Source organism: Pseudomonas sp. Con_6, assembly GCF_059379395.1.
Map to the genome: position 1 here is coordinate 6,507,041 of NZ_CM182011.1, position 25,239 is coordinate 6,532,279.

Annotated in this window: 17 protein-coding genes; 9 read left to right on the plus strand and 8 right to left on the minus strand. The window is 64.0% G+C overall.

Annotation, left to right across the window (positions count from 1 at the left end):
* Positions 1 to 151: 151 nt before the first annotated feature.
* Positions 152 to 988 (minus strand): 23S rRNA (adenine(2030)-N(6))-methyltransferase RlmJ, encoded by an 837-nt coding sequence (locus AC5QPF_RS29410; protein ID WP_494961097.1) that lies wholly within the window; start codon positions 986 to 988, stop codon positions 152 to 154.
* Between the two features lie 109 nt (positions 989 to 1,097).
* Positions 1,098 to 2,582 carry a sodium/proline symporter PutP gene (gene putP / locus AC5QPF_RS29415; RefSeq protein ID WP_494961098.1) on the minus strand — a complete coding sequence of 495 codons (1,485 nt, stop codon included), beginning with the start codon at positions 2,580 to 2,582 and terminating at the stop codon, positions 1,098 to 1,100.
* 355 nt (positions 2,583 to 2,937) lie between these two features.
* On the opposite strand from putP, the gene putA reads away from it, so the two are divergent.
* Entirely contained in the window at positions 2,938 to 6,891 is a 3,954-nt protein-coding gene (gene putA / locus AC5QPF_RS29420; RefSeq protein ID WP_494961099.1) for a trifunctional transcriptional regulator/proline dehydrogenase/L-glutamate gamma-semialdehyde dehydrogenase, read from the plus strand.
* A gap of 103 nt (positions 6,892 to 6,994) precedes the next feature.
* Here putA and AC5QPF_RS29425 read toward each other — a convergent pair whose 3' ends face one another.
* Complete coding sequence (locus tag AC5QPF_RS29425) at positions 6,995 to 7,600, minus strand: hypothetical protein (protein ID WP_494961100.1); 606 nt, start codon at positions 7,598 to 7,600, stop codon at positions 6,995 to 6,997.
* 208 nt (positions 7,601 to 7,808) lie between these two features.
* Complete coding sequence (locus AC5QPF_RS29430; protein WP_494961101.1) at positions 7,809 to 8,327, minus strand: hypothetical protein; 519 nt, start codon at positions 8,325 to 8,327, stop codon at positions 7,809 to 7,811.
* A 273-nt stretch (positions 8,328 to 8,600) separates the two neighbouring features.
* Between AC5QPF_RS29430 and AC5QPF_RS29435 the strand changes: the two genes are divergently transcribed.
* From AC5QPF_RS29435 to yccS, 7 genes are all read left to right on the plus strand, one after another.
* The gene (locus AC5QPF_RS29435) at positions 8,601 to 10,403 is read left to right on the plus strand and encodes an acyl-CoA dehydrogenase C-terminal domain-containing protein (protein WP_494961102.1); all 1,803 of its coding nucleotides are present in this window, start codon (positions 8,601 to 8,603) and stop codon (positions 10,401 to 10,403) included.
* A gap of 30 nt (positions 10,404 to 10,433) precedes the next feature.
* Positions 10,434 to 11,876, plus strand: a complete 1,443-nt coding sequence (locus AC5QPF_RS29440) for a metallopeptidase TldD-related protein (RefSeq protein ID WP_494961103.1) — start codon at positions 10,434 to 10,436, stop codon at positions 11,874 to 11,876.
* The gene (locus AC5QPF_RS29445) at positions 11,876 to 13,207 is read left to right on the plus strand and encodes a metallopeptidase TldD-related protein (RefSeq protein WP_494961104.1); all 1,332 of its coding nucleotides are present in this window, start codon (positions 11,876 to 11,878) and stop codon (positions 13,205 to 13,207) included. Before AC5QPF_RS29440 ends, AC5QPF_RS29445 begins: the two co-directional genes overlap by 1 nt.
* Before the next feature lie 142 nt (positions 13,208 to 13,349).
* The gene (gene mdtD, locus AC5QPF_RS29450; protein ID WP_494961105.1) at positions 13,350 to 14,777 is read left to right on the plus strand and encodes a multidrug transporter subunit MdtD; all 1,428 of its coding nucleotides are present in this window, start codon (positions 13,350 to 13,352) and stop codon (positions 14,775 to 14,777) included.
* 105 nt (positions 14,778 to 14,882) lie between these two features.
* Positions 14,883 to 16,220 (plus strand): ATP-dependent RNA helicase DbpA, encoded by a 1,338-nt coding sequence (gene dbpA / locus AC5QPF_RS29455; protein WP_494964273.1) that lies wholly within the window; start codon positions 14,883 to 14,885, stop codon positions 16,218 to 16,220.
* A gap of 133 nt (positions 16,221 to 16,353) precedes the next feature.
* Entirely contained in the window at positions 16,354 to 17,532 is a 1,179-nt protein-coding gene (locus AC5QPF_RS29460) for an aminoacetone oxidase family FAD-binding enzyme (RefSeq protein ID WP_494961106.1), read from the plus strand.
* 107 nt (positions 17,533 to 17,639) lie between these two features.
* Entirely contained in the window at positions 17,640 to 19,823 is a 2,184-nt protein-coding gene (gene yccS / locus AC5QPF_RS29465; protein WP_494961107.1) for a YccS family putative transporter, read from the plus strand.
* On the opposite strand, the gene AC5QPF_RS29470 is transcribed toward yccS, so the two are convergent.
* Entirely contained in the window at positions 19,801 to 20,553 is a 753-nt protein-coding gene (locus AC5QPF_RS29470; protein WP_494961108.1) for a transporter substrate-binding domain-containing protein, read from the minus strand. The genes yccS and AC5QPF_RS29470 overlap by 23 nt on opposite strands.
* A 226-nt stretch (positions 20,554 to 20,779) precedes the next feature.
* Between AC5QPF_RS29470 and AC5QPF_RS29475 the strand changes: the two genes are divergently transcribed.
* Positions 20,780 to 21,232: a GNAT family N-acetyltransferase gene (locus tag AC5QPF_RS29475; RefSeq protein ID WP_494961109.1), complete on the plus strand. Its 453-nt coding sequence runs from the start codon at positions 20,780 to 20,782 to the stop codon at positions 21,230 to 21,232.
* 145 nt (positions 21,233 to 21,377) lie between these two features.
* Here the strand turns inward: AC5QPF_RS29475 and AC5QPF_RS29480 are convergent, their stop codons facing one another.
* From AC5QPF_RS29480 to AC5QPF_RS29490, 3 genes are read right to left on the minus strand one after another with little or no spacing between them, the layout of a single operon-like run.
* Entirely contained in the window at positions 21,378 to 21,674 is a 297-nt protein-coding gene (locus AC5QPF_RS29480) for a winged helix-turn-helix domain-containing protein (RefSeq protein WP_330077536.1), read from the minus strand.
* Between the two features lie 19 nt (positions 21,675 to 21,693).
* Positions 21,694 to 22,194, minus strand: a complete 501-nt coding sequence (locus AC5QPF_RS29485) for a YgjP-like metallopeptidase domain-containing protein (protein ID WP_494961110.1) — start codon at positions 22,192 to 22,194, stop codon at positions 21,694 to 21,696.
* A gap of 41 nt (positions 22,195 to 22,235) precedes the next feature.
* Positions 22,236 to 24,356, minus strand: a complete 2,121-nt coding sequence (locus tag AC5QPF_RS29490; protein WP_494961111.1) for an EAL domain-containing protein — start codon at positions 24,354 to 24,356, stop codon at positions 22,236 to 22,238.
* Between the last annotated feature and the right edge of the window lie 883 nt (positions 24,357 to 25,239).

The window sequence follows — 25,239 nt, forward strand, 5'->3', positions numbered from 1 at the left end:
GATTATAACGCAAAGCGGGTGGGCAATAGGAGGTGCTGACCTCAAGGGCCTCATCGCTGGCAAGCCAGCGCCCACAGGTACTGCATACACCGTCCCTGTGGGAGCTGGCTTGCCAGCGATGAGGCCCTCAAGAACAACACAAGAGCCAGGATTACTCGGCGATCAGCCAGTCCATCCGCCAGCTACCGCCCGTCTGTCCCAGGCACTCGGCCAGCCACGGCAGGAAGGCACGCAGCTCCTCCTCCAGCCCCCATGGCGGGTTGGCGATGGCCAAGCCAGAGCCATTCAGGCAGTCCGGCGTGTCCTGAGGATGCACGTACAGCTCCACCCGCAGCAGCTTCGGCGCGCCAGTGCTGGTCAGGTCCTGGTAGAAACGCACCAACTGGCGCTGATCCTTGATCGGGTACCAGATCGCCGCGACGGTCTGGCGCATGCGGCCGATCGCCTCTTTCATCGCGGTGGTGCAGCGTTTCAGCTCGTCCGGTTTCTCGAACGGCGGGTCGATCAGCATCACCGCGCGCTTCTCCTGCACCGGCAACAGCGCCCGCGGCACATGCCAGCCCTCGCCCAGGTGCACGGCGACGCGCGGGTCCTTCTTCATGTTGTCCTTGAGCAGGCGCCCGTCTTCCGGGTGTTTCTCGTTGAGCAGCACGCGGTCCTGCTGGCGTGCCATGCGTCGCGCCAGTTCGGGCGAGCCCGGGTAGTAGCGCAGCTCGCCGTCGGCATTCAGGCGCTTGACGATACGCAGGTAGTCCGCGGCGATCTCCGGCAGGTCGTCGCGCCCCCAGAGCCGGCCGATACCTTCGATCCACTCGCCGGTACGGGTCGCCTGGTCACCCTGCAGGTCGTACAGGCCGAGGCCGGCATGGGTATCGATGTAGGCGAACGGCTGCTCCTTGCGCGACATCAGCGCAATGAGACGGGTCAGCACGATGTGCTTGAAGACGTCGGCATGGTTGCCGGCATGGAAGGCGTGACGATAGTTCATGGCAACTCCTGAAGGACCGGGAAGTTTACCCGTTCAGGCGCGCGGCGTCAGGTTGCACCCGCTGAAACGAACCGGGGCCGCGTTGCGGCCCCAGAACGCTAGACGGAAATTACTTGTTGGCGTGGTAGTCCGCGTCGGCTTTCTCGAAGCGCGCAACCATGCTGGACGACGCACGACCGGCCTTGCTCACCAGCACGATGGCGATGGTAGCGAAGATGAAGCCGGGGATGATCTCGTACAGGCTGGTGCCCGAGTAGTTCTTCCACAGGATCACGGTCAGGGCACCGACCACGATGCCGGCCAGCGCACCATTGCGGGTCATGCCTTTCCACAGCACGGAGAGCAGAACCACCGGACCAAAGGCGGCACCGAAGCCGGCCCAGGCGTAGGCGACCAGGCCCAGCACGCGGTTTTCCGGGTTGGCGGCCAGAGCGATGGCAATCAGGGCAACAGCCAGAACCATCAGGCGGCCGACCCAGACCAGCTCACCTTGGGAGGCGTTCTTGCGCAGGAAAGTTTTGTAGAAGTCTTCGGTCAGGGCACTGGAGCAGACCAGCAGTTGGCAGCTCAGAGTACTCATGACCGCGGCCAGGATGGCCGACAGCAGAACTCCGGCGACCCACGGGTTGAACAGGATCTTCGCCAGCTCGATGAACACGCGCTCATGGTTCTCGGTCACGGGACCGGCCACTTCAGGGTGAGCCGAGAAGTAGGCGATGCCGAAGAAGCCCACGGCACAGGTACCGGCCAGGCACAGGATCATCCAGGTCATGGAGATGCGACGGGCCTTGGCGATGGATTTCACCGAGTCGGCTGCCATGAAGCGCGCCAGGATGTGCGGCTGGCCGAAGTAGCCCAGCCCCCAGCCCATCAGCGAGATGATGCCAACGAAGGTGGCGTTGCGGAACATGTCGAAGTTGGCCGGGTTCTGCGCTTCGATGGCGAGGAAGGTGGTATCCACGCCGCCAGTGGCCAGCAGAACGAAGATCGGCGTCAGCAGCAGGGCGAAGATCATCAGGCCGGCCTGCACGGTATCGGTCCAGCTCACGGCCAGGAAACCGCCGACGAAGGTGTAGGCGATGGTCGCGGCAGCACCGGCCCACAGCGCGGTCTCGTAGGACATGCCGAAGGTGCTTTCGAACAGGCGGGCACCGGCGACAATGCCGGAAGCGCAATAGATGGTGAAGAACACCAGAATCACAACCGCGGAGATGATCCGCAGCAGGCCGCTATGGTCTTCGAAACGACTGGCGAAGTAGTCCGGCAGGGTCAGCGCATCGCCGTTGTGTTCGGTCTGTACTCGCAGGCGACCGGCGACGAACAACCAGTTCAGGTAGGCACCGACGGTCAGGCCGATGGCGATCCAGGCTTCCGACAGACCGGACATGTAGATGGCGCCCGGCAGACCCATCAGCAACCAGCCGCTCATGTCAGAGGCACCGGCGGACAACGCGGTGACCACGCTGCCGAGGCTGCGACCGCCGAGGATATAGTCGGAAAGGTTCTTGGTGGAGCGATAGGCCATGAAGCCGATCAGCACCATTGCCGCGATATAGATCACGAAAGTGATCGTGATGGGATTACTTGCAGTCATGTATTGCGCCCTGGCGTTTGTTTTTATGTAGCAACAACCCTCGTGGGGGTTGCACCCAGGCGGCGAACCCTATGCCACAACCCAAATACGGTGCAACCTTTTTTACAAAGGCAGTTGCACCTTGTACGAAAAATCCCACAACAACGCCTTTTTGCTCCTTTTTGGCACAAAAAAATCAGTTTTCATAAGTAAATGCACACTAAAAAGCCATTTCCGTCGTATGGGTTTCCCGCCTCGGACGAGTTGCACCTCCGCCCGTAAAAATTTGGGTTGCACTAGGTTGCACCCGGAAACGCGCACGGCTAATCTTGGCGCCAGCTTAGCCACAGCCCAGTGGCAATAAAGAGGATAAGAAATGGCGACGACCACCCTTGGGGTCAAACTCGACGACCCGACCCGTGAGCGACTCAAAGCAGCTGCGCAGTCCATCGACCGCACGCCGCACTGGTTGATCAAACAAGCGATCTTCAATTATCTGGAGAAGCTCGAGGGTGGCGCCACCCTGACCGAACTCAACGGTCAGCCCGGCAACCTGGCCGATGACGCGGGCGACGTGCAGCCCGACCACAGCCATCAGTGCTTCCTCGAATTCGCCGAAAGCATCCTTCCGCAATCGGTCCTGCGCGCTGCCATCACCGCCGCCTACCGTCGCCCCGAGCAGGAAGTGGTGCCGATGCTGCTGGAGCAGGCGCGCCTGCCGGCCGCCCAGGCCGAAGCCACCAACAAGCTGGCCGCCGGCATCGCCGAGAAGCTGCGTAACCAGAAGAGCGCCAGCGGTCGTGCCGGCATCGTCCAGGGCCTGCTGCAGGAGTTCTCCCTGTCGTCCCAGGAAGGTGTGGCCCTGATGTGCCTGGCCGAAGCCCTGCTGCGCATCCCCGACAAGGGCACCCGCGATGCCCTGATCCGCGACAAGATCAGCACCGGCAACTGGCAGCCGCACCTGGGCAACAGCCCGTCGCTGTTCGTCAACGCTGCCACCTGGGGCCTGCTGCTGACCGGCAAGCTGGTCTCCACCCACAACGAATCCGGCCTGACCTCATCCCTCAGCCGCATCATCGGCAAGAGCGGCGAGCCGATGATCCGCAAGGGCGTCGACATGGCCATGCGCCTGATGGGCGAGCAGTTCGTCACTGGTGAGACCATCGCCGAAGCCCTGGCCAATGCGAGCAAGTTCGAAGCCAAGGGCTTCCGCTATTCCTACGACATGCTCGGCGAAGCCGCACTGACCGAGCACGACGCGCAGAAATACCTGGCGTCCTACGAGCAGGCCATCCACTCCATCGGCAAGGCCTCCCATGGCCGCGGCATCTATGAAGGCCCAGGCATCTCGATCAAGCTTTCCGCCCTGCACCCGCGCTACAGCCGCGCCCAGTACGAGCGCGTGATGGACGAGCTGTACCCGCGCCTACTGTCCCTGACCCTGCTGGCCAAGCAGTACGACATCGGCCTGAACATCGACGCCGAGGAAGCCGACCGCCTGGAGCTGTCCCTCGATCTGCTCGAGCGCCTGTGCTTCGAACCGCAACTGACCGGCTGGAACGGCATCGGCTTCGTCATCCAGGCTTACCAGAAGCGCTGCCCGCATGTGATCGACTACGTCATCGACCTGGCCCGCCGCAGCCGTCACCGCCTGATGATCCGCCTGGTGAAAGGCGCCTACTGGGACAGCGAGATCAAGCGCGCCCAAATCGAGGGCCTGGAAGGCTACCCGGTGTACACCCGCAAGGTGTACACCGACGTGTCCTACATCGCCTGCGCACGCAAACTGCTGTCGGTGCCGGAAGTCATCTACCCGCAGTTCGCCACCCACAACGCCCACACCCTGTCGGCCATCTACCAGATCGCCGGTCAGAACTACTACCCAGGCCAGTACGAGTTCCAGTGCCTGCACGGCATGGGCGAACCGCTGTACGAACAGGTCGTGGGCAAGGTCGCCGATGGCAAGCTGAACCGTCCGTGCCGCGTGTACGCCCCGGTCGGTACCCACGAGACCCTGCTGGCCTACCTGGTCCGCCGCCTGCTGGAAAACGGCGCGAACACCTCGTTCGTCAACCGCATCGCCGACCACTCGATCTCGATCCAGGAGCTGGTCGCCGACCCGGTCGCCACCATCGAACGCATGGCCACCCAGGAAGGCAGCGTCGGCCTGCCTCACCCGCGCATCCCGATGCCACGGGACCTGTATGGCAGCGAGCGGGCCAACTCCGCAGGCATCGACATGGCCAACGAGCATCGCCTGGCCTCGCTGTCCTGCGCCCTGCTGGCCACCGCGCACACCGACTGGAAAGCTGCGCCGCTGCTCGGTTGCGCCGCCAGCCAGGAAGCTGCCGCACCGGTGCTCAATCCGGCAGATCATCGCGATGTGGTCGGTCATGTCCAGGAAGCCACCGTCGGCGACGTCGACAACGCCATCCAGTGCGCGCTGAATGCCGCACCGATCTGGCAGGCCACCCCACCAGCCGAGCGCGCCGCGATCCTCGAACGCGCCGCCGATCTGATGGAGGCCGAGATTCAGCCACTGATGGGCCTGCTGGTCCGCGAAGCGGGCAAGACCTACGCCAACGCCATCGCAGAAGTCCGCGAAGCCGTCGACTTCCTGCGCTACTACGCGGTGCAGGCACGCAACGACTTCAGCAACGACGCCCACCGCCCACTGGGCCCGGTGGTGTGCATCAGCCCGTGGAACTTCCCGCTGGCGATCTTCAGCGGCCAGGTGGCTGCGGCCCTCGCCGCCGGCAACCCGGTACTGGCCAAGCCCGCCGAACAGACCCCGCTGGTCGCCGCCCAGGCGGTGCGCCTGCTGCTCGAAGCCGGCATTCCGGAAGGCGTGGTGCAACTGCTGCCAGGCCGCGGTGAAACCGTCGGCGCCCGCCTGGTAGGTGACGAGCGCGTCAAGGGCGTGATGTTCACCGGTTCCACCGAAGTCGCGCGCCTGCTGCAACGCAACATCGCCGGTCGCCTGGATACCCAGGGCCGTCCGATCCCGCTGATCGCCGAAACCGGTGGCCAGAACGCCATGATCGTCGATTCCTCGGCGCTGACCGAACAGGTGGTGATCGACGTGGTCTCGTCGGCCTTCGACAGCGCCGGTCAGCGTTGCTCGGCCCTGCGCGTACTATGCCTGCAGGAAGATTCCGCCGACCGTGTCATCGAAATGCTCAAGGGCGCCATGGCCGAAAGCCGCCTGGGCAACCCGGAGCGCCTGTCCGTGGACATCGGCCCGGTGATCGACGCCGAAGCCAAGGCGGGCATCGAGAAGCACATCCAGGGCATGCGCGAGAAAGGCCGTTCGGTCTATCAGGTGGCCCTGGCCAACAGCGACGAATGCAAGCGCGGCACCTTCGTCATGCCGACCCTGATCGAGCTGGAAAGCTTCGACGAGCTGAAGCGCGAGATCTTCGGTCCGGTACTGCACGTCGTGCGCTACAACCGCAAGGACCTGGACCAGTTGATCGAACAGATCAACGCCTCCGGCTACGGCCTGACCCTCGGCGTGCATACCCGCATCGACGAGACCATCGCCAAGGTCATCGACAATGCCCATGCCGGTAACGTCTACGTCAACCGCAACATCGTCGGTGCAGTGGTCGGCGTGCAGCCATTCGGTGGTGAAGGCCTGTCCGGTACCGGTCCGAAGGCAGGTGGCCCGCTGTACCTGTACCGCCTGCTGTCGACCCGTCCGGCCGATGCCATCGAGCAATCGTTCCAGCGCGGCGACGCCGGCAATACCCCGGACAGCCGTCTGCGCGAAGCCCTGCTCAAGCCGCTGGAAGCCTTCAAGGCCTGGGCCGCCAGTGCGCAGAACAACGAGCTGGTGCAGACCTGCGAGCGGTTCGCCCGCCAGTCGCAGAGTGGTATCACCCGCCTGCTGGCCGGCCCGACCGGTGAGCGCAACAGCTACACCATCCTGCCGCGCGAGCATGTGCTGTGTCTGGCGGACAACGAAGGCGACCTGCTGACCCAGTTGGCTGCGGTGTTCGCGGCGGGCAGCTCGGCGGTGGTCCTCGACGGCGAGCCGGGCAAGAGCGTGCGTTCGCGTCTGCCGAAGGAGCTTCAGGCGCGGATCAAGCTGGTGGCCGACTGGAACAAGGAAGACGTGCTGTTCGACGCCGTCCTGCACCACGGCGACTCCGACCAGTTGCGCGGCATCTGCGAGCAGATCGCCAAGCGTCCGGGTGCGATCGTTGGTGTTCATGGCCTGTCCTCGGGTGAAACCGCGGTGGCGCTGGAGCGTCTGGTGATCGAGCGGGCGTTGAGCGTGAATACCGCTGCGGCCGGTGGTAACGCGAGTCTGATGACGATCGGCTGATAGCAAGCGGGAAAACGAAGCGGGGCGGGTTTTAGGAACTCAATCAAGAGTTCCGCAAAGCCCGCCCCGCTTCATTTTTAAGCGACCCGCTGGAAACGGACAGCTATCGGAAGGCGATCGACAAGTTCATTGCAAATACGATGAAGAAAAACATCCAGAGAGTGACCCCGAGCATCATCCAGCCATTATTGGCCCTGGTGGAACGCGAGTTTGACTCTCCCCGGGGGTCGCATTCGACAACATTGATAGCTAGCTGAATTCTGCACATGACCCAAAGGCTCGCTACCAACTGCAGTATCACTTCGATCATGCCCCTGAGATTGATAAGCGCGTCATGTTTCAAGTCCCCAATAGGCAGGGGAGTCAATAGACCCGACCCGACGCTGACAACCATGATCAGCCACATGGCAACTCCCAGCAGCCTGGGTGACCAGTCGTACTGACTTCTCGAATGCTCAAGGCTTTGATCGACCCGACGGAGCAAGGGGAATACGAAAAATACCGGAAGAATGCTGCGCAGCACGGGGCTCACATCGTCTCCCGTAGCGCTCCTGTACGTCGCCCAATTCCTGTAAAACCAGTAGAACGCATAAAGTCCGGTGGTCAGGAGCGTCATGTAGATCAACTTTCTGATCGAAATCACGTAGAACAACGGTTTTGCTGACTTTTCCTCAACCGACTTGGATAGGGAAACAGTGTTCGTAGACATGGTTGGCGCCTTGTTGTAATGGGCCGGCCATCAAATACCCTCAATAAAGCAAATGATGTAGTCCAAATCGACAGACTAGTAAGGAACCTTCGGAACCTACGGCAGGCCAAATTTCCACTAGGGCTACGTAGCAATGCGGCGGCTCGCTCCCATAAGCTTTGCAGTCAGACGTCCCAAGTTGCACAGGGCGGGAAGCACTTCAACAGGACTACCCCACCAGCAGCACCCACCCCGACGTCACCATCGATATCCACAACCAGTTCACCACCGTGAACTGCGCATTCGCTGTGCCCTCCGGATCCCTCTCGCAAAAATTGATGGCACGCTGGACTGCTCCAAGCACGAGCAACGACAGCGCAAACATGAGCGCGGCGCACTTGGCTACCCCGGGCATGGGCAGCGACACCACACCCAGAACGATGCACAGAATCGACGTCAGCAACATCCCGCACGCCAACCACCAGGGCGACCAGACGTAGTTGCGCCCCGACGCACGGATACGCAGGTCGACCCGGCTCAACAGCGAATACAGGAAGAACTCCGGCCACAGCATGTACAACACCGCTATGCCGCCGCCGGCCCGGTAATGGATGTCCCAGTTGCGCTGGTACCAATAAAACCCGTAGAGGCCGCCGGTGAGCAGTGTCATCAGGATCAGCTTTCGCACAGCCACCACGAAGAAGGCTGGCTCATGAGCGCCTGCAGGGGAAAAGGTGCTTGTAGACATGAAAAGGACCGTCGTGTTGGGGCGCTCCATGAGAACGTTTAGCGGGGGTTGCAAGCTGCCGGCTCTGCTCCCGATCAAGAGAGCGAAGTTTCCCGCAAAGGATGAGAACTGGACTACAAAGCTGAACGTCTAGTGAGAAAGTGCATGAAGGACGCAATTCCTGCCCCCAGCATGCCCATCCCCTCCCCCCCATCATCATCCCCATCAATCATGCTGGCGCCCCCTCCCCCCCCTTCCTAGACTCGCCCCATCCCGAATCAAAGGACCGCCGCCATGACCGAGACCCTGCTCAGCGCCCGCAACCTGGCGTTCGAACTCTACGAAGTGCTGGATGCCGAAGCCCTGACCCGCCGCGAGCGCTTTGCCGAGCACAGCCGCGAGACCTTCGACGCGGCGCTGTCCACCGCGCGCAGCATCGCCGAGAAATATTTCGCCCCGCACAACCGCAAGGGCGACGAGAACGAGCCGCGCTACGAGAACGGCGCAGCGGTCCTGATTCCTGAAGTGAAGCCTGCCGTGGACGCCTTCCTCGAAGCCGGCTTCCTCAATGCCAACCGCGATTTCGACGTCGGCGGCATGCAGCTCCCTACCCTGCTCTCGCAAGCCTGCTTCGCCCACTTCCAGGCGGCCAACGCCGGGACCACGGCCTACCCGTTCCTGACCATGGGCGCCGCCAACCTGATCGAGAGCTTCGGCACCGAGGAACAGAAGCGCCTGTTCCTACAGCCGATGATCGGCGGCCGTTTCTTCGGCACCATGGCCCTGACCGAACCCCATGCCGGCTCGTCCCTGGCCGATATCCGCACCCGCGCCGAACCCGCCGCCGACGGCAGCTACCGCCTGCGCGGGAACAAGATCTTCATTTCCGGCGGCGACCATCCGCTGTCGGAAAACATCGTGCACATGGTCCTGGCCAAGCTGCCGGACGCACCGCCCGGGGTGAAGGGCATTTCCCTGTTTATCGTGCCCAAGGTCCTGGTCAATGCCGACGGCAGCCTCGGCGAACGCAACGACGTAACCCTGGCCGGGCTGTTCCACAAGATGGGCTGGCGCGGCACCACCTCGACCGCGCTGAACTTCGGCGACAACGGCCAGTGCGTCGGCTACCTGGTTGGCAAGCCGCACCAGGGCCTGGCGTGCATGTTCCAGATGATGAACGAGGCACGCATCGGTGTCGGCATGGGCGCCGTGATGCTGGGCTATGCCGGCTACCTGTACTCCCTCGACTACGCTCGCCAGCGCCCGCAAGGCCGTCTGCCGGACAACAAGGATCCGTCCACCGCCGCCGTGCCGATCATTGCCCACAGCGATGTGAAACGCATGCTCCTGGTGCAGAAGGCTTATGTAGAGGGCGCCTTCGACCTCGGGCTGTACGCCGCGCGCCTGTTCGACGACACCCAGACCGCCGAGACGCCCGAGGCCCGCCAGCAGGCCCACGAACTGCTCGACCTGCTCACCCCCATCGTCAAATCCTGGCCTTCGGAGTTCTGCCTCAAGGCCAACGAGTTGGCGATCCAGATCCTCGGCGGCCACGGCTACACACGCGAGTACCCGGTAGAGCAGTACTACCGCGACAACCGCCTGAACCCGATTCATGAAGGCACCCACGGCATCCAGTCCCTCGACCTGCTCGGGCGCAAGCTGGCGCAGAACGGCGGTGCCGGGCTCAAGCAACTGGTGCGACTGATCGCCGGCACCTGCGAGCGGGCCCATCAGTTCCCCGGCCTGGACGCCCTGCGTCAGCCACTGGAGCAACTGCTGAACCGCCTGCAAGGCGTGACCCTAGGCCTGCTCGGCGACCTGGCGACCGGCAAGATCAACGCCGCCCTGGCCAACTCGGCGCTGTACATGAAAGCCTTCGGCCATTGCGTAGTCGGCTGGCGCTGGCTCGAACAGGCGATCCGCGCCGAGGCAGGCCTGGCCACAGCGAACGAGGCCGACCGCGACTTCTATCGCGGCAAGTTGCAGGCGGCGCGATTCTTCCTCACCTGGGAAGTACCGCCCTGCCATAATGACCTCGCATTGCTCGAAGCACGCGACGACACCTGCCTGGGCATGCATGAGGAGTGGTTCTGAACCAGGGCCACCGTCACCGGAGGCCCGTTCATGTTCGATTTCACCGCGCCGCTGCGCCAGCGCTTCACCAGCCTGCGCTGCGGCGGCGAGTTCTTCTCCCTGCGCCATGTGCGCCAGTCCCATCAGCACCTGTCGGTGCGCAAGAATGTCGCCGAGCCGCCCAGCCTGGGCCGTGACGAAGGCGCCATGCTCACCGTGCGGGTCAGCGGCGTAGAAGCCTACGCGGCCACCGCCGACCTGTCCCAGGCCGGCCTGCAACGCGCGCTGGACCGCGCCGAAGCCTTGGCCCGGCAGATCGCCGCACACTCGCTGCTGGACCTGCGCGACCAGCCCATCGCTACCGCTCGCGCCGACTACTGCTCGCCCAATCTGGAACAGGCGTTCCCCTCCCTCGCCGACTGCTACGACCTGCTCAACCGCGAGTCTGCCTCGGTGCCAAGCGACGAGCGCCTGGTCAGCTGGCAGGCCAGCCTGGGGCTGAGCGATGTCGAACAGATCTACTTCAACAGCGCTGGCGCCGAGCTGCGTCAGGCGCAACGCTTCGTCTTCCCTGGCATGAGCGTCACCGCTTTCGGCAATGGTGACAGCCAGACCCGCACCCTTGGCCGCGAGAACTTCGGCCAGCAGGGCAGCCTCGATGTGATCCAGCGCTGCGGCCTGGTCGGTGCCGGCGCACGGATTGCCGACCAGGCCCTGCAACTGCTGCTGGCGCCCAACACGCCGGGCGGTGTGCGCGACCTGCTGCTGATGCCGGATCAGATGATGCTGCAGATCCACGAATCCATCGGCCACCCGTTGGAAATGGACCGCATCCTCGGCGACGAGCGCAACTACGCCGGCACCAGCTTCGTCAAGGCGCAGGACTTCGGTCACCTGCAATACGGCTCGACGCTGCTCAACGTGACTTTCGACCCGGAAATCCGCGAGGAACTGGCCAGCTATGGCCATGACGACGACGGCACTCCAGCGACACGCCAGTTCCTGATCCGCGACGGCCTGCTGGTGCGACCGCTGGGCGGCGCGCTGTCGCAGTTCCGCTCGGGCCTCGACGGTGTCGCCAACAGCCGCGCCTGTGGCTGGAACCGCGCGCCCATCGACCGCATGGCCAACCTCAATGTCGAGCCGGGGGACAAGTCCCTGGAGCAACTGATCGGCGGTATCGAGCAAGGCATCCTGATGCGCACCAACCGCTCCTGGTCCATCGACGACGCACGTAACAAGTTCCAGTTCGGCTGCGAATGGGGTCAGTTGATCGAAAACGGCGAACTCAAGGGCGTGGTGAAGAACCCCAACTACCGCGGCATTTCCGCCAGCTTCTGGCGCAACCTCAGCGCCGTCGGCGATGCCAGCACCTTCCAGGTCCTTGGCACGCCGAACTGCGGCAAGGGCGAGCCGAACCAGGTGGTGCGGGTCGGCCACGCCTCGCCCGCCTGTGTGTTCAGCCAGATCGACGTATTCGGAGGAGACGCCTGATGGCCGACCGCTTCCTGCACACTTTCCAGACCCTGGTCGACTGGCTGCGCGAGCAGGTCCGGGCCCCCGAGCACTTCACCCTGAGCTACGCCGGCGAGCACTCCCGGTTCATTCGCTTCAACCACGCCAAGGTGCGCCAGGCGGGGGATGTCCAGCAGTCCGACGCCAGCCTCAAGCTGATCGCCGATGGCCGCCAGGCCGACCTCAACCTGACCCTCAGCGGCGATGCCGAACTCGACCTGCAACGTCTGGCCGAAGCCCTGGAACAACTGCGCCAGACCTTGCCACTGATTCCCGCCGACCCTTACCTGCTGCTCAACGAAAGTGCCTGGGACAGCCGACACCAGCAGGATCAGGCCCTGCCCGACAGCGCCAGCGTGCTGCGGCAGATCGAAGCCGGCGCCGGTGATCTCGACCTGGTCGGCATCTATGCCGCCGGACCGGTCTGCCGCGGCTTCGCCAGTTCGTTCGGCGCCTTCGGCTGGCACCAGGCGAACAGCTTCAACTTCGACTGGAGCCTGTTCCACGCCAATGGCCAGGCGGTAAAGGCCAACTATGCCGGCCAGAAATGGGATGACGCCCAGTTCGCAGCGCGTCTGGTTCAGGCACGGCAACAACTCGACTATCTTGACCGCCCGCTGAAGACCCTTGCCCCCGGGCAGTACCGCGCCTACCTGGCCCCGTCGGCCCTCGACGAGATCGTCGGCATGCTTGGCTGGGGTGGTTTCTCGGCGCAATCCATCGCGACCAAGAACAGTCCGCTGCAACGCCTGTACGACGGCGAAGCCGCACTGAGCCCGCTGGTGAGCCTGGACGAGCGGGTCAGCGGCTCGCTGAGCCCGGCGTTTTCCAGCGAGGGCTATCCACGCAGCGACTTGCACCTTGTCGACCGCGGCGCGGCGCGGGAACAACTGACCAATGCCCGCAGCGCTGCGGAATTCCAGCGCGAGGCCAACGGTGCCGAAAGCTGGGAGGCGCCTACCGCGCTGAACATGTCAGCGGGCGACCTGCCTTTGGATCAGGTACCGGAACGGCTGGGCACCGGTTTGTACATCAGCAACCTGTGGTACCTGAACTACTCGGACCAACCGGCCGCGCGGCTGACCGGCCTGACCCGCTTCGCCACCTTCTGGGTGGAAGATGGAGAAATCCAGGCGCCGGTGAGCACGATGCGTTTCGACGACAGCGTCTACAGTCTGCTGGGTACGCAACTCGAAGCATTGACGCAGGAACGTGAGCTGATGCTGTCCACCGGCACCTATGGCCAGCGCCAGACCGCATCGAGTCATTTGCCGGGGGCACTGGTCAAACGGCTGACCCTGACCCTTTGAGGGTGTCGCTGACGGCCTCATCGCGGGCAACACACGCACACAGGGTTCGGCGGTGTACGCAATCCTTGTGGGAGCGGGCGTTGCCCGCGATGAGGCCCGACCAGACAACATCATTGTTCCTGCTGCGGATAAAAGGACACCCATGCCAGACCGCACACCGCTGGACCCCACCACCGCCCGCTGGATTCCCTGGGTCGTGGCCATCGCCTTCTTCATGCAGTCCCTCGACGGCACCATCCTCAACACCGCCCTGCCGGCCATGGCCCGTGACCTGGCAGAAGACCCGCTGCGCATGCAGTCGGTGATCATCGCCTACATGCTCACCGTGGCCCTGCTAATCCCCGCCTCGGGATGGATTGCCGACCGCTTCGGCACCAAACGGATCTTCTTCGGCGCGATCCTGCTGTTCAGCCTCGGCTCGTTGCTCTGCGCCCTGGCCGGCAGCCTCGGCATGCTGGTGGCGGCACGGATCATCCAGGGCCTGGGCGGCGCGCTGATGCTGCCGGTCGGGCGCCTGGTAGTGCTGCGCGCCTACCCGCGCTCGGAACTGGTGCGGATCATGAGCTTCATCACCATCCCCGGCCTGCTCGGCCCGCTGATCGGTCCGACCATGGGCGGCTGGCTGGTGGAAATCCTCAGCTGGCACTGGATCTTCCTGCTCAACCTGCCGGTCGGCGCCCTCGGCTGCTACGCCGTGTGGAAATACATCCCCGACCTGCGCGGCTCGGCGCGCACGCGCTTCGACAGCGTTGGCTTCCTGCTCTTCGGCGCAGCGATGGTGCTGATCACCATCGCCATGGAAGGCCTGGGCGAGCTGCACCTGCCGCACCTGCGGGTGATGCTCCTGCTGTTCGCCGGCATGGCCTGCCTGGCCGCCTACTGGCTGCGCGCCGGGAGCATCGACAACCCGCTGTTCTCGCCCAGCCTGTTCCGCGTGCGCACCTTCTCCGTGGGCATCCTCGGCAACCTGTTCGCGCGCCTGGGCAGCGGCGCCCTGCCGTTCCTCGTCCCCCTGCTGCTGCAGGTGGCGCTGGGCTACTCGCCGGCCGAAGCGGGGATGAGCATGATCCCCCTGGCCGCCGCGGCGATGCTCGCCAAGTCCATCGCCCGGCCGCTGATCGAGCGCTTCGGCTACCGCACCATCCTCACCGGCAACACGCTGTTGCTGGGGATCATGCTGGCCAGCCTCGGCCTGGTCGACGAAAACACGCCGCACGCGGTGCTGCTGGTGCAACTGGGGATGCTCGGGGCGATCAACTCGATGCAGTTCACCGCGATGAACACCGTGACCCTGATCGACCTCGACGACGCCAGCGCCAGCAGCGGCAACAGCCTGCTGTCGGTGGTCGCGCAGCTGTCGCTGAGCCTGGGCGTGGCCTGCGCCGGGGCCCTGCTCGGCGGTTTTACCGCGGCGGGCAGCGCCGAGGGCGTGGAAACCACCCTCGGCGCGTTCCAGCTGACCTTCGTCACCATCGGCCTGATGGCCATGCTGGCGGCGGCGATCTTCCTGCAACTGGCGAAGACCGATGGAAGGCGTGCCCCTCGTCAGGAAGCCGAGATCGAGCCTTAGGGCGAATGGCCATGAGGCTGGTACACTGCGCGACATTTTGTTTTGCAGGCCCGCCTCGTGACCACCAACGCCACCGCTTTCGCCACCTTGCCGCTGTCCGCCGCCATGCTGGCCAACCTGGACGCCCTCGGCTATACCGAGATGACCCCGATCCAGGCACAGAGCCTGCCGGTCATTCTCAAGGGCCAGGACCTGATCGCCCAGGCCAAGACCGGCAGCGGCAAGACCGCCGCCTTCGGCATTGGCCTGCTCAACCCGATCAACCCGCGCTACTTCGGCTGCCAGGCACTGGTGCTGTGCCCGACCCGCGAGCTGGCCGACCAGGTGGCCAAGGAACTGCGCCGCCTGGCCCGCGCCGAGGACAACATCAAGATCCTCACCCTGTGCGGCGGCGTGTCCCTCGGCCCGCAGATCGCCTCGCTGGAACATGGCGCGCACATCATCGTCGGTACCCCGGGCCGGGTGCAGCAGCACCTGAGCAAAGGCACCCTGGTGCTGGACGGTCTCAACACCCTGGTCCTCGATGAAGCCGACCGCATGCTCGACATGGGTTTCTTCGACGCCATCGCCGATATCGTCGGGCAGACCCCAAAGCGCCGGCAGAGCCTGCTGTTCTCCGCCACCTACCCGGCCGGGATCAAGCAACTGGCCTCCTCGATCATGCGCGATCCGCAGCAGGTAAAGGTCGAGGCGCTGCACAGCGACAGCCAGATCGAGCAGCATTTCTACGAGATCGACGCCGAAGATCGCCTGAGCGCCGTCACCCGCGTGCTCGGGCATTTCCGTCCACAGTCCTGCGTGGCGTTCTGCTTCACCAAGCAGCAGTGCCAGGAGCTGGTGGATCACCTCAAGGCCAAGGGCATTGCCGCCGAGGCGCTGCACGGCGACCTGGAACAGCGTGACCGCGACCAGGTCCTGACCGTGTTCGCCAACCGCAGTACCTCGGTACTGGTAGCTACCGACGTGGCCGCCCGCGGCCTGGATATCGATGCACTGGACATGGTGATCAACGTCGAGCTGGCGCGGGATGCGGAGATTCACGTGCACCGTGTCGGGCGTACCGGTCGTGCTGGCGAGAAAGGCCTGGCAGTGAGCCTGGTGGCCCCGGCCGAGGGCCATCGCGCCCAAGCCATCGAGGCCCTGCAGAAATCCCCGCTGCGCTGGGAACAGCTGGACAGCCTGAAGAGCAAGGGTGGCGAGCCGCTGGTGCCGCCGATGTCGACCCTGTGCATCGCCGCCGGGCGCAAGGACAAGCTGCGTCCGGGGGATATCCTCGGCGCACTGACCGGCGATGCCGGGATTCCAGGCAAGCAGGTGGGCAAGATCGCCATCTTCGATTTCCAGGCGTTCGTGGCCGTGGAGCGCGCGGTGGCCAAGCAGGCCATGCAGCGGCTGAACAGCGGCAAGATCAAGGGTCGCTCGCTCAAGGTCCGGATCATCTAAGAGCGACGCGTAGCCCTGTGGGAGCGGGTTTACCCGCGATTACGATGGTGAATCCACTACCGCAATCGCGGGTAAACCCGCTCCCACAGGGTCCGCGTCGCTTCAACAAAATTTGTTGCTCCAGAGAAAAATCATGCACTCCACCGATGTGATCATCATCGGCGCCGGCGCCGCCGGCCTGATGTGCGCCCGCACCGCCGCCCTGCGCGGCCGCCGGGTCGTGCTGCTGGACCACGCCAACAAACCGGGCAAGAAAATCCTCATGTCCGGCGGTGGCCGCTGCAATTTCACCAACATGTACACGGAGCCGGCCAACTTCCTCTCGCAGAACCCGCATTTCTGCAAATCCGCCCTGGCCCGCTACACCCAGTGGGACTTCATCGAGATGGTCGCCAAGCACGGCGTGCCGTACCACGAGAAGAAACTCGGCCAGCTGTTCTGCGACAACAAGTCCAGCGACATCCTGCAGATGCTCCTCGATGAGTGCGACAGCGCCGGCGCAACCCTGCGCACGGACACCCGCATCGACAACATCGAGAAGCTCGAACACGGCTACCTGCTGAACACCAGCGCCGGCCCGTTCCAGTGCCAGTCGCTGGTGATCGCCACTGGCGGCCTGTCGATCCCGACCCTGGGCGCCACCGGCTTCGGCTACCAGGTCGCCCGCCAGTTCGGCCACAGCCTGCTACCGACCCGCGCCGGCCTGGTACCGTTCACCATCACGGACCAGCTCAAGGCCCTGTGCACCGAGCTGTCCGGCACCTCGGTAGACTGCATCGCCAGTTGCAACGGCCAGAGCTTCCGGGAAAACCTGCTGTTCACCCACCGCGGCCTCAGTGGCCCGGCGATCCTGCAGATCTCGTCGTTCTGGGAAGCTGGCGACACCGTGGCAATCAACCTGCTGCCGGACCACGACGCCCTCACCTGGCTGCAACAGCAGCAGGCCGAGCGCCCCAACAGCGAACTGAAAACCCTGCTTGGCGAAGTGTTCACCAAGAAGATGGCCAACCTGCTGGCCGACGCCTGGTTCGTCTCCAAGCCGATGAAGCAGTACACCCCGGCGGAACTGGCCCAGGTCGCCGACAAGCTGGGCAACTGGCAACTGGTTCCCGCCGGTACCGAGGGCTATCGCACCGCCGAGGTGACCCTGGGCGGCGTCGATACCCGCGAGGTGTCGTCCAAGACCATGGAGTCGCTGAAGAGTCCGGGGCTGTACTTCATCGGCGAAGTGCTGGACGTCAGCGGCCACCTTGGCGGTTTCAACTTCCAGTGGGCCTGGGCCTCCGCATACGCCGCCGCGCAGTTCGTCTAGAATCAGCGTCCATCACGGAACGCATTTTGCTGGTACGTGACACCGCGACGGTTTGACGTCGCGGTGACCGCTCACTCAGACCCCGCCCAGCAGGCCTGCCCGTCACCATGCCGTCTTCTTCTTTCAGCCAATCGTTGCGTCGTTTGTGGGCGCTGGACAAGTTCAGCTACAGCATCCGGGTTCTGATCGCCCTTACCGGCAGCATGGCGCTGTGCTGGTATCAGGACCAGATGAACCTGCTGATCCCGCTGTTCCTCGGTATCATCGCCAGCGCCCTGGCCGAGACCGACGACAGCTGGCAGGGGCGCCTCAACGCCCTGGCAGTAACCCTGGTGTGCTTCACCGTGGCCGCGCTGGCGGTGGAGCTGCTGTTCCCCTACCCGTGGATCTTCGTCACTGCCATGGCCCTGGCGGCCTTCTGCCTGACCATGCTCGGCGCCCTTGGCGAACGCTACGGGGCGATCGCGCAGGCCACGTTGATCCTCTCGGTGTACACCATGATCGGCGTCGACCAGCGCGGCGGCGAGGTGACCGACTTCTGGCACGAGCCGCTGCTGCTGGTGGCCGGCGCGGCCTGGTACGGCCTGCTCTCGGTGCTCTGGCAGGCGCTGTTTTCCAACCAGCCGGTGCAGCAGGCGCTGGCCCGGCTGTTCCGCGAACTGGGCATCTACCTGAAGCTGAAGTCCAGCCTGTTCGAGCCGATCCGCGGCCTCGACGTCGAGGCCCGGCGCCTGGAACTGGCGCAGCAGAACGGCAAGGTGGTGGCGGCGCTGAACACCGCCAAGGAAATCATCCTGCACCGGGTCGGCGGTGGCCGGCCCAGCTCCAAGGTCAGCCGTTATCTCAAGCTGTACTTCCTCGCCCAGGACATCCACGAGCGCGCCAGTTCCTCGCACTACCCGTACAACGCCCTGACCGAAGCCTTCTTTCACAGCGATGTGCTGTTCCGCTGCCAGCGCCTGCTGCGCCAGCAGGGCAAGGCCTGCCATGAACTGTCGGCGTCCATCCAGTTGCGCCAGCCGTTCGTCCTGAGAACCGGTTTCGCCGAAGCCCTGGAAGACCTGCACGCCTCGCTTGAGCACCTGCGTATCCAGAGCAACCCGGCCTGGCGCGGCCTGCTCCGCTCGCTGCGCGCTCTGGCCGCCAACCTGGCGACTCTCGACCGCCTGCTCAGCGACGCCAGCAACCCCGACAGCCTGGCCGACAACACCGACCCGAGCCTGCTCGACCGCTCGCCGCGCAACCTGGCGGACGTGTGGAGCCGCCTGCGCCAGCAACTGACGCCGACCTCGCTGATCTTCCGCCACGCCCTGCGCCTGCCCCTGGCACTGGCCGCCGGTTACGGCATGGTGCACCTGATCCACCCGACCCAGGGCTACTGGATCATCCTCACCACCCTGTTCGTTTGCCAGCCCAACTACGGGGCGACGCGACGCAAACTGGTGCAGCGGATCATCGGTACTGCCATCGGCCTGACGGTCGGCTGGGCGCTATTCGACCTGTTCCCCAACGCGCTCATCCAGTCGCTGTTCGCCGTGGCCGCCGGGGTGGTGTTCTTCGTCAACCGCACCACCCGCTACACCCTGGCAACGGCAGCGATAACGCTGATGGTGCTGTTCTGCTTCAACCAGATCGGCGACGGCTACGGCCTGTTCCTGCCACGCCTGTTCGATACCCTGGTGGGCAGCCTGATCGCCATTTCCGCGGTGTTCCTGTTCCTCCCGGACTGGCAGGGCCGGCGCCTGAACAAGGTGCTGGCCAACACCCTCACCTGCAACAGCGTGTACCTGCGCCAGATCATGCAGCAATATGCCCAGGGCAAGCGCGATGACCTCGCTTACCGCCTGGCCCGACGCAACGCGCACAACGCCGATGCGGCGCTGTCCACTACCCTGGCCAACATGCTCATGGAACCGGGGCATTTCCGTAAGGAGGCGGACGTCGGCTTCCGCTTCCTGGTGCTCTCGCACACCCTGCTCAGCTACCTCTCGGCCCTCGGCGCGCACCGCGAAAGCACCCTGCCCGCCGAGGCCCGCGAACAGCTGATCGACGCCGCCGGAGAGAAACTGGCGCAGAGCCTGGAAGAGATCGCCGGCGGCCTGGCCGGCAAGCAGCCGGTGGCAATCCACAGCGACGCCGAGGAAGCCCTGGCCGGCGAGCTGGAGCAGATGCCCGAGGAAATGGACGAGAACCTGCGGACGGTACAGACCCAGCTGGCCCTGATCGCCCGCCACCTGGGCCCGCTGCGCACCCTCGCCGCGCACCTGATCAAGGGGACGCCGCCGGCCTGAGGCCATAGCTGTCGACGATCCGCGCGTAGCTGCCGTCGGCCTTCATCTCGGTGATGGCCTGGTCGAAATCGGCAACGATCTGCTCGTGCCGGGGGTGCTTCAGGCTGACCAGGATATGCAGGTCGTTCTCGCTGACCGGCTTGCCGAAGAACTCCACCATGTCCTTGACGTTGCTGTGCTCGCGCTGGAGAAACCAACTGGCGACGTACTCGTCTTCCACCGCCAGACTCACCCGCCCGGCAGCCAACATGCCGATGGCCACGGAAAAACTGCGCACCGGCACTTTTTGCAGGCGCATATCGTTATCGAAGTCGTCGGAATAGGCGTAATCGCGAACCACAGCGATGGAATGCGGGTAAAGATCGGAGAGGCTTTCAAACTGGATCGCGTCGACCTTGCGCTTGAGCAAGCGGATGCGATTGGTGAGATAACCGCCGGAGAACTGGCCGATGCGCGTGCGCGAATCGTTGTACCAAGCGTTGACCAGCACATCGTAGCGGCCATCGTTGATGCCCATCAGGGCCCGCGCCCAAGGCACCTGCTCGAACTCGCTGATATAGCCTGCACGCTTGAGCGCCGCCTTCACGATGGCAGTGGCGAGCCCACCCTGTTCCAGGCTGGCATCGGTAAAGGGCGGCCAGGCATCGGCGACCAGGCGCAGGGTTTCGGCGTGAACCGGGGTAACTGACAACATTCCAAGCAAACACAAGACTCGGAGCAAGTGCCGCATGCTCAAATCCTATAGCGGAGGCTTTCCGCGTTCTGGTTTGACCGCTGGGAATTTCAGTGCCAACAAATTCAACCGCGATGGCCAGATTACACAAACATCCGTCCGTGTGGCATCAGTAGATAATAGCCATGTGCCTCTATTCTTGCCGGTTTTGCGGGCTCTTTGACTTTCGGCCGCGTATTACACCGGGCTATGCTCGGGGTCGAACCCTTTGAGAGAGTTGCCCATGTCCATCGACTGGATCTGCAAGCACCACAACGACCTTGGCAAGGAACAGCTGTATGCCGTGCTGCGCCTGCGCAACCAGGTATTCGTGCTGGAACAGAAATGCCCGTATCAAGACCTCGACGGCCAGGACCTGGCCGGTGATACCTGCCACCTGATGGCCTGGCGCGATGACCAGTTGCTAGGTTACCTGCGCTTGCTGGACCCGATTTCCCAGGGTGGCGACGTGGTGATCGGCCGGGTGGTGGTGTCCGAGGCCGGACGCGGCCATGGGCTGGGGCATGAGCTGATGGTCCGCGCGCTGGAGCAAGCCCAGGAGAACTGGCCGGATGTGCCGGTGTACCTCTCGGCGCAGGCGCACCTGCAGGGGTATTACCGCAAGCATGGCTTCGAGGTGGTGGGTGAGGCTTACCTGGAAGATGGGATTCCGCATATCGGGATGCGACGGGGATAGGCCAGTTTCGAAAGCACCACTTCCCCCTGTGGGAGCTGGCCTGCCAGCGATGAGGCCCGACCAAGCAACATCATCGCCCATGCCGGCCATTCGCTCGCAAGCCCGCTCCCACAGGATCCAATGCAGGCCGAAGAATCGCGGGGTATCAGGGATATCCCAACACTTCGCGGATCGTGCGCAGATGCTGGATGATCCACCCCTTGTCGATCGCCCCCCAATCGCGGATCCGGTAATGCCCGGCGTGATTCCGCGCCCCCGCCTGCTGCTCGAACTCACAGACGATATCCAGGTCCGCCAGCGCCGCGATGGTGTCCTGCGCGGTGCGCCGGGGCATGCCGGTGGCGGCCATCAAGGCCGGGACGCTGCTGGCGGTCTGGCTGTCAATCAGCCAGGCGACGTACAGGCGACGGTAGAAACTGCTCTTGGTCTTGCTCACTTCCATGCGAAAAAATCCCTTTGGTTCACTGATTGCCCAGCAAGTCTCGCCAGGTCAGGTAGACACGCAAATCGAATTCAAGCTGGTGGTAACCAGGCTGCATGTATTCACAAAGTTGGTAGAAAGCCTTGTTGTGATCGGCTTCCTTGAGGTGCGCCAGCTCGTGCACCACGATCATCCGCAGGAACTCCGGCGCTGCCTCGCGGAACAGCGAGGCAATGCGGATTTCCTTCTTCGCCTTGAGCTTGCCACCCTGCACACGTGACACTGCGGTATGCAGGCCGAGGGCCCGATGGGTCAGGTCGAGGCGGTTGTCGAACAGCACCTTGTCCAAGTTCGGCGCATTGCGCAGGTGTTCCTGCTTGAGGTTCTGGGCGTAGGTGTACAGCGCCTTGTCACTCTGCACCTCATGCCGGCCCGGATAGCGCTTCTCCAGGTAATCGCCCAACTGACCACGGGCAATCAACTGGCGCACCTGGTCTTGCAGCGCGGGCGGGTAGGCTTGCAGGTACTTGAGAACGGTCATGGCTGCGGCGGATAACGGGGCAAAGCCGGCAGTGTACCGAACTACAGGGTGCACCAGTCAAAAAACGCCGGGAAACGCCCCGCCTCGTCGGCGGTGATCGGCCGCGCCACCAGGAAGCCTTGGACGTACTGGCAGCCATTCTCGCGCAGCCACTCGGCCTGGGCCAGGGTTTCCACGCCTTCAGCGATAACGCTGATGTTGTACTGCTGGCATAGCTCGATGACGCAGCGCACCAAGGCCACATTGGCCTGTGACTCCGGCAGCAGCGCCACCAGGTGCCGGTCAAGCTTGAGGGTATCGATAGGCAGATCGCGCAGCAGGCGCAACGAGCAGTCACCTGCGCCAAAGTCGTCCAGCGCCACCCGCACGCCCAGCTCGCGCAGCTTGTGCAACTGACGCAGGGCGGCGTCGAGGTTATCAGTCAGCGAGGTCTCGGCAATCTCGACCTCCAGTTGGCTGGCGGACAACCCGGCGCTGGCGATGACCTGGGCCAGTTCGTCGACCAGATTGGGCATGGCGAACTGCACCTTGCTCAAGCTGATACCGAGGGTGATCTCGTCGGGGAAGTGCCCGCACCAGCGCCGCCGCTGTTCGGCACCCTGGCTGTAGATCCAGCTGGCGAGGCGGCTGATCAGCCGCGCTTCCTCCAGCAACGGCAGGAACAGCCCCGGCGGCACGTCGCCGACGCTGGGGTGACGCCAGCGCAACAATGCTTCGAAACCGCGCAGGCGACCGTCGCTGAACGCCACCTGGGGCTGGAACACCAGGGTGAATTCCTGGTTATCCACAGCGGCACGCACGCTGTCTTCCAGCATCAGCCGGGAACGGGCGCGGCCGTTGAGGTCTTCGTCGTAATAACGGTATTGCTGGCGCCCGGCCTGCTTGGCGGCGTACATCGCCGTGTCGGCCGCGCGCAGCAGATTGTCGAGGTTGGCACCACAATCGGGGTAGATGGCAATGCCGATGCTGACCCCGAGAATCACCTCCAGCCCGTCGATGTGCTGGCGGATGGACATGCGCTCGATGCATTTCTCGGCGAATCGCGCGGCCTGCTCCGGATAGTCGAGGTCGTCCAGCAGCGCGGTGAATTCATCGCCGCCCATGCGCGCCAGGATGCCGTGGCCGCCCAGGCAGTCCTTCAACTGCTCGGCGACCCAGTGCAGCACCTGGTCGCCGGTCTCGTGGCCCAAGGAGTCATTGACCCGCTTGAAGCCGTCGAGGTCGAGGTAAATCAACGCGTGATGCTTGTCCGAATGTTCGCTGCGCACCAGTGCACTTTCCGCCGCCTGGTAGAAGCCGCGACGATTGAGCAGGCCGGTCAGTGGATCGGTGACCGCCTGCTGCTCCAGTTGCTGGTGCAGGCTGCGCACCACCGACATATCCAGCACAGTCACCACCATGGCCCGCTGCTCGCCGGGCAACGCCGCGCAGGACAGCGCCACCGACAAGGCCTGGCCGTTGCTGGTGCGCAGCACAGCGTCGTGCAGGCGGTAGATATCCCGTTCCAGATAGGCCTGGTAGAAGGCCGATTCGCGCCACTGCGTGGCGGCCGGCGACAGCACGAACTCCAGCAGGCAAGCGCCCTGCAACTGGTCCACCGACGCCGTGAGCAGGCGCGAAATGGCCGGATTGGCGAAGCGGATGACACCGTCCTCGGCCACCACCAGGATGCCCTCGGCGGCGTTTTCCAGGACCGAGGCGTTGAAGGCGCGGGCCGCTTCCAGGTCGCGGGTCAGACGCTGCAAGGCGCGGCGGTTGCGCTGCTGGTCGAGCAGGGCCTGCACCTTGGGTTTGAGAATCTGCGGATCGAAAGGTTTGAACAGGTAGTCCACCGCACCGCTGGCGTAACCCTTCAGTACCGCAGCCTGGCTCTGTTCGTTGGCGGTAAGGAAGATGATCGGCGTCAATCGCGTGCGCTGGCTGCCACGCATCAGGCGGGCGACTTCAAAGCCGTCCATTTCCGGCATCTGCACATCCAGCAGGACCAGATCGACCTCATGTTCGAGCAAGGTGCTCAGGGCTTCGATGCCAGAGCTTGCGGTCAACACCTGCCAGTCCTGGCGTGCCAACAGCGCCCGCATGCTGATCAGGTTCTCCGGGTAGTCATCAACCACCAGTAGCGTTGAGCCGCCCTCTTGTACGGGGGTTTGAGCGCATTCCATGCTGCTTCTCTTTTGGCAACCGCGTCAGTTGTCCGAATGAAAATCTGCCGGTTTTCACTCTAGACCCGAGTGTTACAAATCTAAAGCTGGCCAAAGGCCAATAGATCGTTCGCCGACTAACGGTCTAGTCGAATGGCGAATTGATATCGGACCAGATGGATGTGATGGAGTTCACAAAACTCGGTGAGGGTAGTCGTCGTGGCCTGAGGTCGCCATTTTCGCAGCGACATCGGTCCATGTGGGGACCGCTCCCACAGGGTCCGCGCTGGATCCATGAGGCATGTGGTTCCATAAAAAAGGTTCTTCACGGTATATCGGGAAACTTGGGGGTTGAATGTTCGGTGTCGGTGTCGGTGTCGGTGTCGGTGTCGGTGTCGGTGTCGGTGTCGGTGTCGGTGTCGCGAGCTTATCCATTGCGGGCGGTGACGCCACCGGCCCCTTCCGCCTTTACGGCGGGTCCATTTTGTTGCGGCAAAATGGACGAAAACCGCTCGCTCCCACAGCCGGCCCTGCGCTTCGCTCCGGGTCCCCTCCTTCCGGCGCCTTGCGTGGGCCCGCGGTCTACGACTTGCTTCGCAAGTCTTCACCTCGCGCTTCGGCTTCGCCGAAGGGTGCTGCGCACCTGCCCCCGCAAGACACCTCCACTCGGCCGGCTGAGGTCGCAATTTGCGGCGCCTGAACCTTCGCGCACATAACAGCAAAAGCAAGAGCGCGGCGTCTTGTTATGTTGGGCTACCGATGCCGATCTTGTTTTCGAAGATGGGTCTTTCGTGTCGCCACCCGTAACTCGCGACGTCAGGAGGCCGAGCGGAGGTGCCTGCCGGGGCTGTGCGCAGCACCTTCGGCGCAGCCGAAGACGCGAGGTGAAGACTTGCGAAGCAAG